Origin of the sequence: Jatrophihabitans lederbergiae (genome assembly GCF_031845305.1) — a bacterium.
GTDB lineage: Bacteria > Actinomycetota > Actinomycetes > Mycobacteriales > Jatrophihabitantaceae > Jatrophihabitans_A > Jatrophihabitans_A lederbergiae.
Map to the genome: position 1 here is coordinate 82164 of NZ_JAVREH010000009.1, position 17471 is coordinate 99634.

Consider the following 17471-nt stretch of genomic DNA (forward strand, 5'->3'; position numbering starts at 1 on the left):
GCATAACCCTGCATACCGCGGCCAGTCATCGAATAGCGCCTTCAGGCAGCAGTGCGTGGACGCCCCACGTGTCGTTGGCGACCTGGGTAACCCGCAAGCTCACCGTCGGGCTGGCCAGAGCGAGGGTGGTGGAGCGGTCGAGACCGTAAATCGATTGCATCCAGTCCGCCATGGCCGCAAGGGCGTCGGTCATGGCGATATTCAGATCGGCATTGAAACCAAAGGTTATCCGTCCAGCGGGAGTCTCGGCGTGGACGCCGGATATGGCCGCCTCGTCGAGCAGATCGAGGGTCATCCTGGTCGTCATCCCGGTTTCGATTGCCGTTCCGGAGACCTCGCCGTCCCCCTGCGCGGCATGACCGTCGCCAACGGACAGCAGCGCGTCGGCAACCGTGACCGGCAGGTACAGAGTGGAACCGGCGACCAGCTCGCGACAGTCGATGTTGCCACCTCCCACCGTCCGGGGTGGGATTGTCGAGTGCCGGCCGGGCTCGGCCGGCGGGACGCCCGTCACGCCGAGAAACGGCGCCAGCGCCACGGTGTGCCCTCGATCGTCGGTCCCGGTCTTGGCCTCGACGTCCAGGTCCCAGAGCAGCCACGCCGGCAGCTCGCCGGTAATTCCGAGCCGGCGGTTGAGCTCGTTGTCCTTCGCTCCGGATACTGTGAACCCCCAGTCGTCCGGCGTCAGGGAGTGCAGCCGGACGGCCAGGATCTGCCCGGGCCGAGCGCCGCGAACGCCGATGGGGCCGGTCAGGGTGTGACCGCGTGAGCCGCGTAACAGCGTCGCCACCTGCTCGCCCGGCTTTGTCTGCCGCTCGATGTGGCCATGGGCGTTCAGGGATCGCACCTCTACGCTATCGCCCGGCTCCACCATGAGGACGGCCGCCGCGTGCGGATCGAAGACATCGACAACGGTGTCATGGCCCGGCTGCAGAAAGTGTTCGGTCACGAAGCGGTCCTGGGCGTGGGGAGGGAGCTTATGCCTGAGTCGAGCGGGTAATGGCAGGCAACCGCGTGGCGTCCGCCGCTCTCGGCCAGCAGGGGCACTTGCTGGGCGCACTTCTCGGTGGCCAGCGGGCAGCGCGTCCGGAACCGGCATCCGCTGGGTGGATCTATTGCCGACGGGATCTCCCCCCCGAGTCCAGCGCTCGTCTTGGACCGTTCCAGGGTCGGGTCCGGCAGCGGGATCGCTTGGATCAACCCGGCCGTGTAGGGGTGTCTCGGGGCGGTGTACACCTCGGCGCTGGTGCCCAGCTCAACCAACTTTCCCAGGTACATGACGCCGATGCGATCGGCGAGGTACTTCAGCAGCGACAGGTCGTGGGAGATGACCACGTAGGTCAGGCCGTAGTCGTCCTGCAGCTTGCGCATCAGGTTCAAGATCTGGGCCTGCACCGACACGTCCAAGGCCGACACCGGCTCGTCGGCCACGATCAGCTTCGGCCGTAAGGCCAGCGCACGAGCCATCGCTATTCGCTGGCGCTGGCCGCCGGAGAACTCGTGGGCATAGCGGTCGGCGGCGTCGCCGGGCAGACCGACCGCGTCGAGCAATTCCGCCACGGTCGCCCTGCGTTCGCGCCGCGTCCCGACGTGCTGGGCCACCAGCGGTTCCTCGACCAGGGCCGAGACCGGCATCCGGGGATCGAGGGCAGCCGATGAGTCCTGAAACATCATCTGCAAGTCGCGCCGCCTGCTTCGCAGCTCGCTTCCCCTCATCCCGGTCAGCTGCCGGCCGTCGAATCCGATTGTGCCGCTGGTCGGGTGCTCCAGGCCCACGATCATGCGTCCGATGGTCGTCTTGCCGCAGCCGGATTCGCCCACGATGCCGAGGGTCTCGCCGGGCAGCACACTCAATGAGACGCCAGAGACGGCGTGCACCCGGCGCTTCGGTTTGAACGGCATGCTGTTGCGCAGGCCGAACTCTTTGTGCACGTCGAGAATCTCCAGCAACGGCTCGTGGGTGGAGGTGTCCATCCGGTCGGCCCGCTGGCCCAGCTCCACATTCCGCAGCGGGTCCAGGACGTCCACCGAGCGGGGGTGAAAGCAGGAGTGCAGGTGCCTGGCACCGACATCGACGAGCGGCGGGTCCTCGGTCCGGCAGTCCTCCGCGGCGAACCGGCAGCGCGGGGCGAAGCGGCACATCGGCGGTAAGCCGGTCAGCTTCGGAGGTGTCCCCGGAATCGCCGCGAGCGACTGTCGCGCGTCCAGTTCGAGGGTGGGCATCGACTCGAACAGGGCTTCGGTGTAGCGGTGACGCGGGTCGGCGAACAACTGCGGCGTGCCGGCTTGTTCGACGACCCGGCCGGCATACATGACGACCACCCGGTCTGCGTGGCCGGCAATGACACCCAGGTCGTGGGTGACGAGCAGAATGCCCATGTCCAGGCGCTCTTTCAGATCGTCGAGAAGTTCGAGGATCTGGCGCTGGATCGAGACGTCCAAGGCAGTCGTCGGCTCGTCGGCGATGAGCATTTTCGGCTCGCACACCAGAGCGATCGCGATCATCGCTCGTTGCCGCATACCGCCGGACAACTGGTGCGGGTAGTCGTCCAGCCGCTCCTTGGGCCGGGGCATGCCGACCAGGCCGAGCACCTCCTCGGCCCGCCTGGATGCCGCTGCGTGGCCGCCGCCGCGATGGATTCGGTAGGCCTCGCGCAGCTGGCTGCCGATGGTGCGGGTCGGGTTCAGCGACGTCATCGGGTCCTGAAAGACCATCGCGATGTCGTTGCCGCGCAGGGCGCGCATCTCGGCCGCATCGAGACTGGACAGCTCTCGGCCGTCGAAGCGGAGTGATCCGCCGACGATGGAGCCGCCCGGCGGGAGCAGCCGCATCACCGACATCCCGGTCATCGTCTTGCCCGAGCCGGATTCACCGACGAGGCCAACGGTTTCGCCCCGGTTGATCGAGAAGGTCACGCCGTCGACGGGCCGGACCCGAGCCTCCCGGGTCCGAATCTCCATCTGCAGGTCGATGACCTCGAGCAGAGCGCCTGATCCGGCGTTTCGGCTGAGCTGGCCGGCCGGGGCCGAGGTGGCCGAGCTGGTCATGCGTCCTCCTTTGTGGTGCTGCCACCGCGTCCGATGAAGGCGCGTAGCCCGTGCTTCGCGCGCCGACCACCGCGCGGGTCGAGCGCGGTCATGACGTAGTCGCCGGCGAAGTTCGCGATCAGGATGGTGACGGTGATCGCCGCCCCGGGAAAGGTCGACAGCCACCACGACGTGGATAGGCTGGACGACCCGGCGTGCAGGTCGCTGCCCCAGTCCGCTGCGGGCAATCGCACACCGAGGCCGAGGAAGCTGAGAGTGGTGGCGGTCAGGATGGCCCAGCCGACGGCACTGCTTACCAGCACCACGACCTCGGTGATCAAGTTGGGCAGCAGGTGGCGCAACGACGTCCGCACGCCGGTAGAGCCGAATACCCTGGCGGCCTCGACGTATTCGACTGAGCGCAGCCGGCGGACCGACGACTCCACCACCCGGGCGAAACCGGGCGTGAACGCGGCTCCGAGGGCAAACACCACGCTGGGAATGCCGGCACCGACGGTCGCGATCAGGATCAGCGCGATGAGCAGCACGGGCAGTGCCAGCAGCACGTCGACCACCCGCATGACCACGGCCCGGATCCAGGACGGCGCCGCGCCGCCGATGATGCCGATGATCACGCCGGCGACGGTGGCCAGCAGCACACCGAGCACGCTGGCCACCAGCACGGGCCGAGCACCGTAGACAGTGCGGCTGAACACATCCCGGCCCAGCTGATCGGTGCCGAACCAGTGCGAGCCGCTGGGCGCCTGGAGGACCTCGACGCCGGTGGTGATCGGGTTGGTGCGTGCCACCGCGCCGGGCAGGACCATGACGACCAGAATCGTCAGCACCAGCAGGGCGACCACGATCAGCCCGATCATGCGACGGGTGCGGCCACCGCCGCCGCCCCCGGTGTGTTCCAGCCTGACTGTCGGGATGATTGTCGCGGTTGTCGTCGCTGTCACTGGATGCTCCTTGCGAACTGGGGGCTCGCGGCAGATCGCCGCGCGGCGCTGGTCATGCTGCCGCCGTAGCGAGACGGGTGCGCGGATCGACGGCCCCGACGATCAGATCGACGATCAGGTTGATCAGCACGTAGCCGAGCCCGATGAGCACGACCGACCCCTGCACCACCGGGATGTTCTTGTCACTGATCGACGCGGCCAGGAAGCTGCCCAACCCCGCCCGGCCGAAGATGACCTCGGTGATGGCCGCTCCGGTGAGGATGTTGCCGAACTGCAGGCCGATCGTGGTGATTGCCGGGATGGCCGAGTTGCGGGCCCCGTGTCGCAGCAGCACGCGCCACTCCGAACAACCCCTGGCCCGCGCCGACTTGATGTAGTCGCTGCGGTACTCATCGATCACCCGTCCGCGGATCAACCGGGTGAGGATCGCGGCGTACCCCCAACCGAGGGAGACGGCCGGGATGATCAACGCCTTGCCGGTGCCGTCGTCGATGGCCGGCAGCACATTGAGCTTGACGCTGAACAGCAGCACCAGCAGCAGTGCGAGGAAGAAGTAGGGCACGGCCACACCGAGAAACGACGCCCCACGGGCGAGGCGGTCGGCCAGCGAGTTCGGCCGCATGCCCGCGATGAGCCCGAGTGGCACGCCGATCACGATCGCGACCAGCATGGCCGCTCCGGTCAGGATCAACGTGCTTGGCGTCCTGGACAGCAACTCGTGGGCCACTGACTGCTGGGTCAGGTAAGAGGTGCCCAGGTTGCCATGCAGCAGCTGGGTGAGAAACTGCAGGTACTGGCTCAAGAGCGGATCATTGAGGCCCAACGACTGACGCAGGGCGGCGATCTGCTCGGGAGAGGCATTCGAGCCGAACAGGATGACCTTGGCCGGATCGCCTGGAAGCATGTGAATCAGCAAGAACGCGATGATCGTGATGCCCAGCAGAACGGGAATCGCGGCTGCCAGTCGCCGCAGTATGAAGCCCATGGTCAGCCGAGCTTTGCGCCGTGGAAAAGCACGTAGCCGTTGAGCGTGGTCTTCACGCCCGACAACTTCTTCGACATGGTGAACGCGAAGGTGACGTCGTACAGCGGCAGGAAGACCCCGTCCTGCATGAGCTTGGTGCCGATGTCGGTATACATCGCGTTACGGGCAGTGTCATCAGCCGTGGCGTTGGCCTTGGCGATCTCGGCGTCGATGGCCTTGTTGGTGTAATGGGACCAGTTGAAGCCGGTCTTGATCGCGTTGGAGTTGACCCAGATGTTGAGCAGGTAGGGGTCCATGCCGAAGTAGCCGAACGAACCGAGGTTGTGCACGCCGTTGTTGAAAGATCCCTGTGCGGTGGCGAAGGGTTGCACCGACGTGTTCGCGGCAAAGCCGACCTTGGCCAGTTGGGAGACAACGAATTGGGTCGGCAGCTCCATTCCCGCGCCGCTGTAGAGCAGGATCTCCAGCTGCAGCTTCTTACCGTTCTTGCTGCGAGTGCCGTCGGATCCCTTGACCCAGCCGGCCGAGTCCAACAGTGCATTCGCCTTGTCCGGGTCATAGGAGTAGAGCGCTGCGCCGGGCTTGCTGTAGCCGGGAGTGGTCGGGGTGAGCACGCCGTGCGCAGCCGTGCTCGTGCCGAACAGCACGCTTTTCACCAGCGTCTCCTGATCGACGGCGTAAAGGATCGCCTGCCGGACCTTGGGGTCGTCGGTGGGCTCCTTGGTCACGTTGATCATCAGGCCGATGGGCGTGCCGATCGAAGGCACGGTCAGCTGGTCGTACTTGGCCTTGGCAACGTTGATGGTGTTGGGCGGCAGGTTCATCGCGACCTGAGTCTGGCCGGACTGCAGGCCGTTGTAGCGACCGCTGTCATCGGTGATCACGCGGAAGATGACTGACTCCAGGGCCGGCGGACCGGCCGTCCCGAGATCGGACGGGCCCCACTTGTAGTCGGGATTGCGGACGACAGTAAGCCGATCACCTGAGACATACCTGCTGAACTTGAACGGTCCGGTGCCCACGGGGTGATTGCCGAAGCCAACGGCGCCGTACTTGGACAGCGCCGTGGGCGACGCGATGCCGAAGTTGCCGGCCGCCTGTTGGTGCAGGAAGCTTGCGTTGGGCGAGCTGAACACGATGTTGACCTCGTACGGGCTGACGATCTGCGTCTCTTTGTACGGCCCGAGTGCGCCCAGACCGCTCTTCGACTTCGTCGCGGGGTCGACGACGTGGTCAAAGGTGGCCTTCACCGCGGTCGCGTCGAACTTCGTCCCGTCGTGGAACGTGACGTCCTTGCGCAGCTTGAAATTGAAGACCGTCGCGTCCTTGTTGACGGAGTAACTCGTGGCCAGACCAGGGACGAATTTCGCGCCGTTGCTGCCGTCGGGCAACCACCACACCAGCGGATCGAACATCGTGAATGCCATCAGAAGCGTGAGTGCGAGCCCGGTGGCACCGGGATCGAGGGTGTCCGGCGTCGAGGGGATGCCGACTGTGAGGGTGCTGCTCTTGCTGCCGGTGCTGCCGCCGGCGCCCTTGCCACCACCACAGGCGGCGAGCAAGGTCGCCGCGGCGACGGACGCGCCGACACCCAGGATGCTGCGCCGTGAGATGCCTTGTGGCACTTCGGCTCCGGTGGTGTCGGGCATGAGCACAAAGCTCGGCAGCTGCGCTGGGACGTCGTTCATCGGCAGGTTCCTCCGGGTCCGATCGAACGGTGAACCGAACCTGAAATGATCCGGTCTACTGTATACACGAGCACGGTACGGCTCCGTAGGTCACTAATCAACGGCCACTTTCCAGAAGAAAATGTTAGTTACCCACAGGCCCGGACAATTGGGCTTTACGTTATGCGGATGGCAGATTGTGCAGCGGGAATAGGGCTAAACGATTCGCCGATGTCCCTGGCGAGGACCTGACGGCGGCCGGTGGTCGTTGCTAGGGTCCTGCTCAGCCGGCGACCACGCGAGGTGGCCGCGGACCTACCCCGAGGAGCGCGGAACTCCATGTCCACACAGCAGCTCGACCAGATCCTTCCGGCTGACCGCGAAGGCACCGTCGACTTCGACGGGTCCAAGACCTGGTACCGGATCACCGGTGACCTCGACAGCCCGATGGTTCCGCTCGTGGTGGCGCACGGCGGCCCCGGCTGCACCCACGACTACCTGTTGCGGCTCACCGCGCTGGCGCGCAGCGGGCGCCCGGTCATCCACTACGACCAGATCGGCAACGGCAGGTCCAGTCACCTGCCGCAGGCGGACCCGAGTTACTGGACGGCGGACCTGTTCGTCGCAGAACTCGAGAATCTGCTGGCAGGACTGGGAATCGGCGCCGCCTACCACCTGCTGGGCCAGTCCTGGGGCGGAATGCTGGGTGCCGAATTCGCCGTCCGCCGGCCAGCCGGTCTCCAGCGCCTCATCATCGCCGACTCGCCTGCCTCGATGCCGCTGTGGAGCGTGGCGGCAGCCGCGCTCCGTGCCGAGTTGCCCACCGAGGTCGATCAGACCCTGCGCGAGCACGAAGAGGCGGGCACCACAGACTCGGCCGAGTACCTGCGGGCGATGCAGGTCTTCTATGACCGCCACGTCTGCCGGGTCGTTCCTAATCCGCCCGAGGTCGCCGCCAGCTTCGCGGCGATCGAGGACGATCCGACCGTTTATCACACCATGAACGGCCCCAGTGAGTTCCACGTCGTCGGGTCCCTGAAGTCCTGGACCGTGGTGGATCGACTCCCGCGGATCACCGTGCCGACCCTGATCATCTCCGGTCGGTACGACGAGGCGACGCCGGTCGCCGTCCAGCCGTTCTTCGACCTGATCCCCGACTCGCGCTGGCGGGTCTTCGCCGAGTCCAGCCACATGCCGCACGTCGAGGAGACCGAGCGCTACCTCGCCGTCGTCGAGGCGTTCCTGGACGGCGCCGAGCCCGACGGCGAGAACCCGGCCTGATCCCGGCATGCGATAACCACCGGTGACCACCGGTGGCCTCCGGTCGGCTGCCACACTGGGGCCATGAGCGGACCCAGTTCCATCGCGGTGGTCGGTACCGGTTGGCGCGCCGAGTTCTTCCTTCGGCTCGCGGCGATGCTTCCGGAGCAGTTCACGCTGGTCGGGGCGACCGCCCGCCGCGCGGAGGTGGCCGAGCGGGTTCGCCGTACCTGGGGAATCGCCACCTACTCATCGCCGGCTGAGCTGGTCGCCGGGCAGCATCCGGATCTGGTGGTCAGCAGCGTGCCGTGGGCGGCCAACCCCGAGGTGATCACCGCGCTGGTCGAGGGTGGCACCCGGGTGCTGTGCGAGACACCGCCGGCCCCGGACGCGCCCGCGCTCCGCTCGCTGTGGGACCGGGTCGGCGGCCGTGACGCGGTGCAGGTGGCCGAGCAGTACCTCCGGCTGCCCGGCCACGCCGCTCGCCGCGAACTGGTGGACCGGGGCGTGATCGGCCAGCCGGGCTCGGTGCACGTCTCATCGACGCACGGCTATCACGCGGTGTCCCTGATGCGCGGACTGCTCGGTGTCGGATTCGGACCGGCGGAGGTGGCCGGCGTCCGGTTCACCGCGCCGCTCGTCGACCCGCTGTCCCGCGACGGCTGGACCGACGACGAGGCCCCGAAGCAGGCCGGCACCGTGCTGGCCACGATCGACTTCGGCGACGGCCGGAGCGGGCTCTACGACTTCACCGACAACCAGTGGCACAACCAGTTGCGGCTGCGGCGGATTCTGATTCGGGGCAGCCTGGGCGAGATCGCCGACGACACCGTGATTCGGCTGACGGCGCCGCGTTCCATCGTTCGGTCCTCGCTGGTTCGGTCGCAGTTGGGTTATGACCTCAACCTCGACGGCTACGACACCGAGCACATCAGCTTCGACGGTGAGGTCGTGTACCGCAATCCCTACGCCGGGCTTCGCCTGATGGACGAGGAGATCGCGATCGCCAGCATGATGAGCGCGACCGCGGCCTGGGCACGCGACGAGGGCCCCGCGCCGTACCCGCTCGCGCAGGCCTGCCAGGACCACCTCGTCGGGCTGGCCATCGATGAGGCGATCGCCTCCGGACGCACGGTGCGCACGGAAGTCGAGGCCTGGAGCAGCTGACGGCCGGCGCCGAGCTTGGGCTACCGCTGCTCCGTCGCCTCCTCGGCGAGCGCGGACAACCGGCAACGCGCCAAGCGATCCAGCAATTCTGGCATGGCGGTGGCGGGACTGCCCGCGAGGTCATGCCTGCACTGGTTGACCACCGTGACTATGCGGGACAGGGACAGCGCCGACTCGTACTCGGAGAAGAGCTGCTCGACCAGGTCGGCGTAGTAGTCGGCGGGGGTGGCGGAAGCGTCGGCGGCTCCGGCGGGAGGACTTGAGCTTCCGCGGGCGGCTCCGGACTGCGAGCTTGCGGTCATGACGGCACCTCGATGTCACATAATGTCCACGCGCCGTAGCCGGTACACCCGGCATCGTGCATGGCGCTGAGGTTACGCCCGCTCCCCCTTGATCGCTATGGCCTTTCTTACCCATTCAGCGGCCCGGCACGCACCAGTCCGATCAGCAGCCGGATGGTGGGGGATTACCTGTCACCGGGCAGTACGCCGACTCCTCGGAGCCGGCCTACCTGACCGAGCGGGTCGGCACGGCCGGGCTGAGCGGTCGCGGCATCGGCTACAGCGAGCTGGACGTGTTCGCGCTGCGCGAGGCGGTCATCGACGTCCGCGAACGCAGCAGCAGCAGCCGAGGGCAGCACCGCGGCGGCATCCGTGCATCCAATGACTACGGCCCGCTCGGGTCCCGGAGCTAGCCACATCGTCAAGACCTACGCGAACACCTCGAACGACTGGTATCAGAACGTCGTTCGCACGGGAACCAGCAGCTTTGGGTGGACGCACATCCAGATTGGGGGAAGTACCCGTAATACGGCGAATCACCCGACCGACTCAGTGGCGCAGTTGTACTGGCAACGGGCCATGGACAATTGGGTGAACGGAGTCGGCGGTTCGATCCCGTTCGCCAACGGCCGACTCGCGACGTACCAATTTACCGGTACAGGAGGGATAGCCCGCACCATGTGCGTGCTGCTCGACGACAACGATTACACCTACAGCGGGACCAATTACGGTCCGAAAGGAATCATCACCGCCTACTACGTGGCAGGCCACGTAGGCCCCACAGGCTGCGCCCGCGACTAACCTACTAGCATGCACACCGCAGCACAGCCGCTCAGGATCGGTACGCGAGTGCGCGTAAAGGGACCGACCGACCACCCCGAGGATCCCGTCGGCACCGTCGTCATGCTCCTCAATGACAGCCCTCATAACCAAACGCAGGGTGGCGTCGTAGTTCGCTTTCCCACCGCTGGCACAGAAGTCCACGCGCGCTCCGAGCTGGAAGAAATGCCTGCCACCTGAGCCAAACCGTCGTGGTGCCGGCAAGTACTCGCTGCTGCACCTCCCAGCCGAGGCATGTGACATCAGAGGCGCGCCTCGAGCGGCGGCCCTACCTGAATCTCGGACCGCGGGTGTGGCCTTGTACGGACGGGCCTTCCGCGGCTTACTCGCGAACGACATCGCCGCGAGGCCGGCGCACTGCGCGGCTGCGGCGGTGTCACTACCGCTGCTACGGGCACGGGCGCGACACTGCGCTACGGGCGATACCGGTCCGGCTCATCGCCTCGGTGCACACGCCGGCCCATTCCTCGTCCGATAGCGGGCGCTCCTCAGGGGCGTTGCGGAACACCAAGTGATAGACGAACTCGGCCGGCGCCCGGTCGCACGCGCGGACCGGCTGCTCCAACAGTCGCACCAGCGGCCGGCCGCAGGACCGCGGAGTCGGCTACACTCCGGTTACGAACATGGGTCCGTACGACGGCACAGCGCGACACACCGCAACCACCGGTACCGACGCGTTCAGATGTTGTACGTGACCATGGCTGAACCCGCAGCCCAGTGTCGCTGACGCAGTGCGGCAGCGCTTTCCTGGGATGCCGGTTCGTCGGCGCCCATTATGTGGAGCTGTAATGCACAACGCTGGCTTGGCCGGTCCTTTTCCGTTGCCCCCGATCGGTAGCACCGTGGTGGCAGGTTTCGAGAGCACCTATCTGCCTGGTTACGGCACGGATCTCGTCGAGGTGACAGGCCATTCGCGGAGCTGGCAGGCAGACCTCGACGACCTGCTCTCAGCGGGTGTCCGGCACCTGCGCTACCCGCTCCGGTGGCCGACGATCCAACCGGAGCGCGGACGCTTCGACTGGTCGGAGACGGACCGGGTCCTCGGGCACCTGCGTGCGGCCGAGGCTGTGCCCATCATCGATCTCGTCCACCACACCAGCTATCCGGACTGGCTGAGTGACGGCTTCCGCGGCGCCGACTTCGGGCCGGCTCTTGTCGACTTTGCCGAGGCGGTGGCGAACAGGTATCCCTGGCTGCCGGCGTACACGCTGTTCAACGAGCCGTTCGCGACGCTGTTCCTCGCCGGGCACCAGGCGCTGTGGCCGCCGTATGACCGGGGCATGCGCGGGCTCGTGCGGCTGGCCAGCTCGGTGCTGCCCGCGATCAGCAGGGCCGCCGAGTGCTGGGCGGAGCTGCTGCCGCAGGCCCGCCACGTCTGGGTGGATACCGCGGAACACCACGCCGGCTCACCGGCATCGGCGGAGTACGTGGCCCTGGCCAACGACAGGCGCCACCTCTTTCTCGACCTGATGCTGGGGCACGACCTCGATCCGTCCCGCCCGTTCCTGGCCGAGTTCCTCCGGGCCGGTGGTGGCCCGCTGACGGAGCTGACACCGCTGCGGGTGGACGTGCTCGGCCTGGACTACTACTGCCACTCCGAGTGGTACTACGACGAGACCGGGGCACGCGCCCCCTCGCCGCACCCGGTCGGCTTCGCCGCCGTCGCCCAGCACTACGCCGACCGGTACGGGCTGCCGATGATGCTGACCGAGACGAACCTCCGCGGCCAGCCGTCCGATCAGGTCTCGTGGCTGCGCTACGTCCTGGAACAGTACGAGCTCGCCCTCGACCGGGGCATTGCGCTGCACGGCTTCTGCTGGTTTCCCCAGGTGGATTCCTCCGACTGGGACTCGCTGCTCGCACGCACCGCCGGACGGGTCGATCCGGTCGGGGTGTACGCCATCGACCCGGCAACCCTGGCTCGGCGGCGGACGGTTTTCACCGATGCCTGGGAGAAGGTCGCCGCCGGGGCGACGGCGGCCGACCTGCCCGCGTATCGCTTCCAACCCCCGTGCGACGCGCTGCTGAGCGGCGTCGTCGCCCAACTGGAGCACTGGCCGTGGCAGGACCCACCCGAGGACTCCGCCACCGCCGCCATTTCGGTTCCGTCGTCGTTGACCAGGAGGTCGTCATGAATACGCAGTCCCAGCCGGATCTGGTAGTGCTGTCACATCTGCGCTGGCCGTGGGTCTGGCAGCGCCCGCAGCACCTCGTCTCGCGGTTCGCCGAGCAGCGTAGGGAGTCCGGCGCCCAGACCTGGTTCGTCGAGGAACCCCTCGCCGGTGATGTCGAGCAGGCATCCATCCGCTCGGAGCGGACCGACGGGATCACCCGCGTGTGGTTGGAGGTCCCGGGGGTCAACGATCCCACCGGCTCCATCAGTTTCACCGATCCGCGGGCGTCGACCTACGGCACTCTGCTGTCGGAGTTGCTTGCCGAGCAGGGATGCGCCCCGGCCCCGGACCTCTGGCTGTACACGCCGATGGCGTACGACATCGCGCGGCAGCTGCCGGGCGGTCGCCTGGTCTACGACGTGATGGACGACCTGTCCGCCTTCCGGTACGCGCCGGAGGGGCTCCGGCTGCGCCAGCGTCGACTGCTGAGCGCCGCCGACATCGTGTTCACCGGTGGACGGTCGCTGCACCGGTCGATGCTCAACCAGCGCCGCGACGGCGTGCACCTGTTTCCCAGCGGCGTCGAGAGCACCCACTATGCGATCTCCCGTGGGCTGCGCGCATCCCGTACGCGTAAGGTCGCGGGCTACGTCGGAGTCATCGACGAGCGGCTCGACCTCGCCATTCTCGAGGCGATGGCCGCGGCACTGCCGGACTGGTCCGTGCAGATCGTCGGCCCCTTGGCCAAGATCGACGAGGCCGCGCTGCCGCAAGCCGACAACATCCACTACGCCGGCCAGGTTCCCTACGACAGCCTGCCGCGGGTGATGGCCGGCTTCGACGTCGGGCTGATGCCCTTTGCTCTGAACGAGGCGACCCGCGCGATCAGCCCGACCAAGACGCTGGAGTACCTCGCGGCAGGCCTGCCGGTGGTCTCCACCCGGATCGCCGACGTCGTCGCCGACTATGCCGACATCGTGCACTTCGCCGACAACGGCGCGGAGTTCGCGGAGGCCTGCCGCGAGGTGGTGACCCACCGGCTGTCCGAGCGCGACCATCGGCTGCGACCGATCCAGGCGCGCCAGGAGTGGGACTACATCGCCGGCTCGATGGCTGACCTGCTGGACGAGCACGGGCACACAGCGGACTACAGCTCCGATGACGAGGGAGTATCGGCGTGAGCGCATCCCCCACCGTTCTGACGAGCGAGCTCGAATCTGCCCACCTGCAAGGGGTGATCGCAGCCGGCCACGGAATGCAGGATGCCGCCCTGGGGGCGCTGCGGCTGACCGGGCACGGTGTGCCGATCCTTGCCGAGGCTGCCGTCTCGTCCGCGACGCCGTTCCTGCGGGCGCCACTGCTCAGCAGGATCTTCAATGCCCTGCGTATACACCCGATCACCGGCGACGTGGACGGCCGCTGCCCCACCTGCGCGGTGCCCGCCCCCTGCGAGACCGCCCAGGAGCTGAACCCGTGACCTCGACGGTGCGCTCCAGCCAGCAGGCCGCCGAGCGGTTACCCGCGCACGATCTGGTCGTGGTCGGCTCGGGGTTCTTCGGCCTCACCGTCGCGGAGCGGGTGGCGAGCGAGTTCGGCCTCCGGGTGCTCGTGCTCGAATCCCGTAATCACCTGGGTGGAAACGCCTATTCCGAGATCGAACCGAGCACCGGCATCGAGATTCACCGCTACGGCGCTCACCTGTTTCACACGTCCAATGAGCGGGTGTGGGACTACGTCAACCGCTTCACCACGTTCACCGGTTACCAGCACCGGGTCTTCACCATCAGCAAGAGCCGCGTCTATCCAATGCCGATAAACCTGGCGACGATCTGCGAGTACTTCGGTGAGCACCTCACACCATCCGATGCGCGGGAGCTGATCCGGCAACAGGCCGCGGAGATCGACGCCTCCAGTGCCGACAACCTCGAAGAGAAGGCCATCGCGCTGATCGGCCGGCCGCTCTACGAAGCCTTCGTGAGGGGATACACCGAGAAGCAATGGCAAACCGACCCCCGCCAGTTGCCGGCCGACGTGATCAGCCGGCTTCCGGTGCGCTACAACTTCGACAACCGGTACTTCAACGACAAGTACGAGGGCCTGCCGACCGACGGGTACACCGCCTGGTTGCAGCGGATGGCCGACACCCCGGGAATCTCGGTGTGGCTGGGCACCGACTTCTTCGACGTTCGCTCGCAGCTGCGGCCCGGCACCCCGGTGGTCTACACCGGCCCCATCGACCGGTACTTCGGATACGCCGAGGGTGAGCTCGGCTGGCGCACGCTCGACTTCGAGCAGGAGGTGCTCGACGTGGGCGACTTCCAGGGCACGCCGGTCATGAACTACGCCGACTCGGACGTGCCGTGGACCCGCATCCACGAGTTCCGGCACTTTCACCCGGAGCGGGCGTCCTATCCGCAGGACCGCACGGTCATCGTGCGGGAGTACTCCCGGGAGGCCGGTCGCGCGGACGAGCCTTACTACCCGGTGAACACCGAGCGGGACCGCTCCGTGCTGGCCCGCTACCGGGCCCGTGCCGCCGCCGAGCCGGACGTGTACTTCGGCGGTCGGCTCGGCACGTACAAGTACCTCGACATGCACATGGCCATCGCGTCGGCCTTCTCAATGGTCGACAACGAGCTGGCCCCGCGGTTGCGGAACTAGCTCAACCGCTCAGGGAAGTCGACCGTGGGAGACGGCGGGGTCATCACCGTCGACGGGTAATCGCCGTACTCGAACGAGCCGATCTCGTCCGCCGGAACAGCGGCCGACGGTCGCCGGGTGATCGCCCGGAGCACGGCAGGGTCGGCCTTGGGCTTGCGGTCGGCGCCGACCAGGCCGTTCTTCTCCTGCAGGGTGTCGGTGAACTGGGTGTAGCAGAAGCCGGCGACCGCGGGCGCGTCCAGCAATGCGTCGACGAGGCCTCGATAGCGCCGGATCAGGTCCTCCGTGGAATGCACCACCGAGTAGCCGTGCCAGGACGGACCGTCCTCGGCGTCGTAGGAGATGCCACCGAACTCGGTGATCATCAGCGGGTGGCCGTCGCGGGTCATCCCCGGCAGCAGCACGCTGCGGTACCCGGGCTGCACCTCTTGCAGGGTGTCGCTGACCCCGGCGTTGCTGCCGTAGCGCTGCCGGAGCACCTCGGCGTGTGCGGTGTAGTCGTGCACGGTGATGACGTCGGTGACGATCTGCTCCCAGCCGTCGTTGCCGATGACGAGCCGGGTGGGATCGAGCGCTTTCGTCAGGTGATACAGCGCGGTTACGAAGTCGCGCTGCGGTGACGAGGTAGCCAGGTTCGGCACGCCCCAGCTCTCGTTGACCGGAACCCAGGCGATGATGCAGGGGTGGCTGTAGTCACGGCGCTGCACCTCCAGCCACTCGTGTGTCACCCGCTGCACGGCACGCGAGGTGAACTCGTAGGCGGCGGGCATCTCGGCCCAGACGAGCAGGCCCAGCCGGTCACACCAGTACAGGAAGCTCGGGTCGGCGGTCTTCTGGTGCAGCCGGACACCGTTGAAGCCCAGCGAACGCACCAGCTCCACATCACGGCGGGCAGCGTCCGGGTCGGGCATGGCCAGATGCGACTCCGTCCAGTAGCACTGGTCCAGCACCAGCCGCAGGAAGTACGGCCGGCCGTTGAGCAGGATCCGGTTGTCCGACGCGGCGATGCTGCGCATCGCGGTGTAGCTGAAGACGGCATCCAGCAGTTCTCCCGCCTCGCCGGCGGTGGAGCCGTCCGGCGCGGGGTTGCCGTACAGGCTGATCTCGGCGTCGAAGAGGTTGGGCGTCTCAGGTGACCAGAGCATGCGCTGGCGTTCCAGCGTCATGTCGGCCTGCTGGAGCCGCACACTGATGGTCGCGCGGTCCCGGGTCATCGACACGACGCTGTCGGCGAGGGTCTCGCCCTCGTGGGTCAGCAGCAGCCGCAGCCGCAGCGCCCGTTCGGGAACCCGGTTCAGCCGGACATCGAGGGTGAGCATGGCGCTCTCGAGATCCGGCGTCCAACGCAGCTGCTCGACCCGGGTTGCGGGCACCGGCTCGAGCCACACCGTTTTCCAGATGCCGCTGGTGCGCTCGTACCAGATCGCGTGCGGCTTCTCCTGCCAGTCCTGCTTGCCACGCGGCTGCTCGAGGTCGTGCGGGTCATCCACGGCTCGGACGACCACGACCTGGTCGGCCGAGTCCGCGAGGACGCCGGTGACGTCGGCGCTGAACGGCGTGTGGCCGCCGCGGTGCTCTGCCACCAGGTGCCCGTTCACCCACACCTGTGCCGAGTAGTCCACCGCGCCGAAGTGCAGCAGCAGCCGCTCACCAGGAGCGTGCGGAGCGATAAAGGTACGGCGGTACCAGAGCACCCGGTGGTAGCCGGTGTCACCGATACCACTGGCTGCCGACTCGGGAGGAAACGGAACCACGATGGTCCGCTCCACGACGCCTGCCGAAGGGTCCCACGACTCGTGCCAGCGTCGGTCCAGGCCGACGTCCCGGTCGTCATAGCAGAACTGCCACTGTCCGGACAGGTTGAACCAGCGCTCGCGCGTCAGTTGGGGGCGTGGGTGCGGGGCCGTGGGGGTTTGCGCGGTCACCGTGCAAACGCTAGCGCCACGACCACGGCCTGCCGAATCGGCACGGAGGCGGCCACGCAGGCGCGTGCCGGTATCCGACGCGCCGGATCAGTTCTCGCCGGACGGGTTGCGAGCACAGTAGCGCCAGCGTAGATCAAGATCAGAGCACGCTTCTGTTTCCAACCCTTTACAAGCGGATGTTCAACGTTGTAGAACCAGGGGCCAACCTAAGAGAAAGGCGTCACCCGTGACGGGAGCGCAGTGGAACGTCGGCTGGACGGCGACCGTCGCGTGGCGACGTGCCGCACCTGGCAAAGCAGACAAGCGCTCGCCGGGCCCGGGCACAGCTTGATACCAATGGGGTGTCGACGGTGTTGCCGTGGGTGTCGCAACTACCTTCGACGAACGAGGCGGGCAGCATCCGCTGTCATGGTCAACTCCGACCATTGCCCACTTGGTCGAGACGACCGCGATCCGCGCGACGGCGGGACCGTCGGCCCGCTGTCGCTGTTCGCCCCGGCCCGCCGCCAGCGCTCACCGGCTCCGGTCCGCGCGCGGCATCGCACGGCAGATGTGTGGTTCCAACTCAACAGAACGAGGGCA

Annotated in this window: 15 protein-coding genes; 7 read left to right on the plus strand and 8 right to left on the minus strand. The window is 67.2% G+C overall.

Features of this window, described 5'->3' with window-relative positions; genetic code table 11:
- Positions 1–25: 25 nt before the first annotated feature.
- From RM423_RS09690 to RM423_RS09710, 5 genes are read right to left on the minus strand one after another with little or no spacing between them, the layout of a single operon-like run.
- Positions 26–949, minus strand: coding sequence for an acetamidase/formamidase family protein (locus RM423_RS09690; protein WP_311422818.1), 924 nt, complete (start codon positions 947–949; stop codon positions 26–28).
- Positions 946–3048, minus strand: a complete 2103-nt coding sequence (locus RM423_RS09695) for an ABC transporter ATP-binding protein (protein WP_311422819.1) — start codon at positions 3046–3048, stop codon at positions 946–948. Before RM423_RS09695 ends, RM423_RS09690 begins: the two co-directional genes overlap by 4 nt.
- Positions 3045–3989 (minus strand): ABC transporter permease, encoded by a 945-nt coding sequence (locus tag RM423_RS09700; protein ID WP_311422820.1) that lies wholly within the window; start codon positions 3987–3989, stop codon positions 3045–3047. Before RM423_RS09700 ends, RM423_RS09695 begins: the two co-directional genes overlap by 4 nt.
- Before the next feature lie 52 nt (positions 3990–4041).
- On the minus strand, positions 4042–4974 hold the full coding sequence (locus RM423_RS09705) for an ABC transporter permease (protein WP_311422821.1): 933 nt from the start codon (positions 4972–4974) through the stop codon (positions 4042–4044).
- A 2-nt stretch (positions 4975–4976) separates the two neighbouring features.
- Positions 4977–6662 carry an ABC transporter substrate-binding protein gene (locus RM423_RS09710; protein ID WP_311422822.1) on the minus strand — a complete coding sequence of 562 codons (1686 nt, stop codon included), beginning with the start codon at positions 6660–6662 and terminating at the stop codon, positions 4977–4979.
- Between the two features lie 318 nt (positions 6663–6980).
- On the opposite strand from RM423_RS09710, the gene RM423_RS09715 reads away from it, so the two are divergent.
- Both RM423_RS09715 and RM423_RS09720 read left to right on the plus strand, forming a co-directional pair.
- Complete coding sequence (locus RM423_RS09715; protein ID WP_311422823.1) at positions 6981–7922, plus strand: proline iminopeptidase-family hydrolase; 942 nt, start codon at positions 6981–6983, stop codon at positions 7920–7922.
- Between the two features lie 63 nt (positions 7923–7985).
- On the plus strand, positions 7986–9068 hold the full coding sequence (locus RM423_RS09720) for a Gfo/Idh/MocA family protein (protein ID WP_311422824.1): 1083 nt from the start codon (positions 7986–7988) through the stop codon (positions 9066–9068).
- 20 nt (positions 9069–9088) lie between these two features.
- Here RM423_RS09720 and RM423_RS09725 read toward each other — a convergent pair whose 3' ends face one another.
- Entirely contained in the window at positions 9089–9370 is a 282-nt protein-coding gene (locus RM423_RS09725) for a hypothetical protein (protein WP_311422825.1), read from the minus strand.
- A gap of 360 nt (positions 9371–9730) precedes the next feature.
- On the opposite strand from RM423_RS09725, the gene RM423_RS09730 reads away from it, so the two are divergent.
- The gene (locus RM423_RS09730; protein ID WP_311422826.1) at positions 9731–10150 is read left to right on the plus strand and encodes a hypothetical protein; all 420 of its coding nucleotides are present in this window, start codon (positions 9731–9733) and stop codon (positions 10148–10150) included.
- A gap of 427 nt (positions 10151–10577) precedes the next feature.
- Here RM423_RS09730 and RM423_RS09735 read toward each other — a convergent pair whose 3' ends face one another.
- Positions 10578–10754: a hypothetical protein gene (locus RM423_RS09735; protein WP_311422827.1), complete on the minus strand. Its 177-nt coding sequence runs from the start codon at positions 10752–10754 to the stop codon at positions 10578–10580.
- A 223-nt stretch (positions 10755–10977) separates the two neighbouring features.
- On the opposite strand from RM423_RS09735, the gene RM423_RS09740 reads away from it, so the two are divergent.
- The 4 genes from RM423_RS09740 to glf are packed head-to-tail and all read left to right on the plus strand — an operon-like array spanning position 10978 to position 14964.
- A complete protein-coding gene (locus RM423_RS09740; RefSeq protein WP_311422828.1) occupies positions 10978–12324 on the plus strand; it encodes a glycoside hydrolase 5 family protein in 1347 nt (448 codons plus the stop codon).
- Entirely contained in the window at positions 12321–13484 is a 1164-nt protein-coding gene (locus RM423_RS09745; RefSeq protein WP_311422829.1) for a glycosyltransferase, read from the plus strand. The genes RM423_RS09740 and RM423_RS09745 overlap by 4 nt, the downstream gene beginning before the upstream one ends.
- Positions 13481–13780, plus strand: a complete 300-nt coding sequence (locus RM423_RS09750) for a hypothetical protein (RefSeq protein ID WP_311422830.1) — start codon at positions 13481–13483, stop codon at positions 13778–13780. The genes RM423_RS09745 and RM423_RS09750 overlap by 4 nt, the downstream gene beginning before the upstream one ends.
- Positions 13777–14964, plus strand: coding sequence for a UDP-galactopyranose mutase (gene glf / locus RM423_RS09755; protein ID WP_311422831.1), 1188 nt, complete (start codon positions 13777–13779; stop codon positions 14962–14964). The genes RM423_RS09750 and glf overlap by 4 nt, the downstream gene beginning before the upstream one ends.
- On the opposite strand, the gene RM423_RS09760 is transcribed toward glf, so the two are convergent.
- The gene (locus RM423_RS09760; RefSeq protein WP_311422832.1) at positions 14961–16889 is read right to left on the minus strand and encodes a glycoside hydrolase family 2 protein; all 1929 of its coding nucleotides are present in this window, start codon (positions 16887–16889) and stop codon (positions 14961–14963) included. The genes glf and RM423_RS09760 overlap by 4 nt on opposite strands.
- Positions 16890–17471 lie beyond the last annotated feature (582 nt).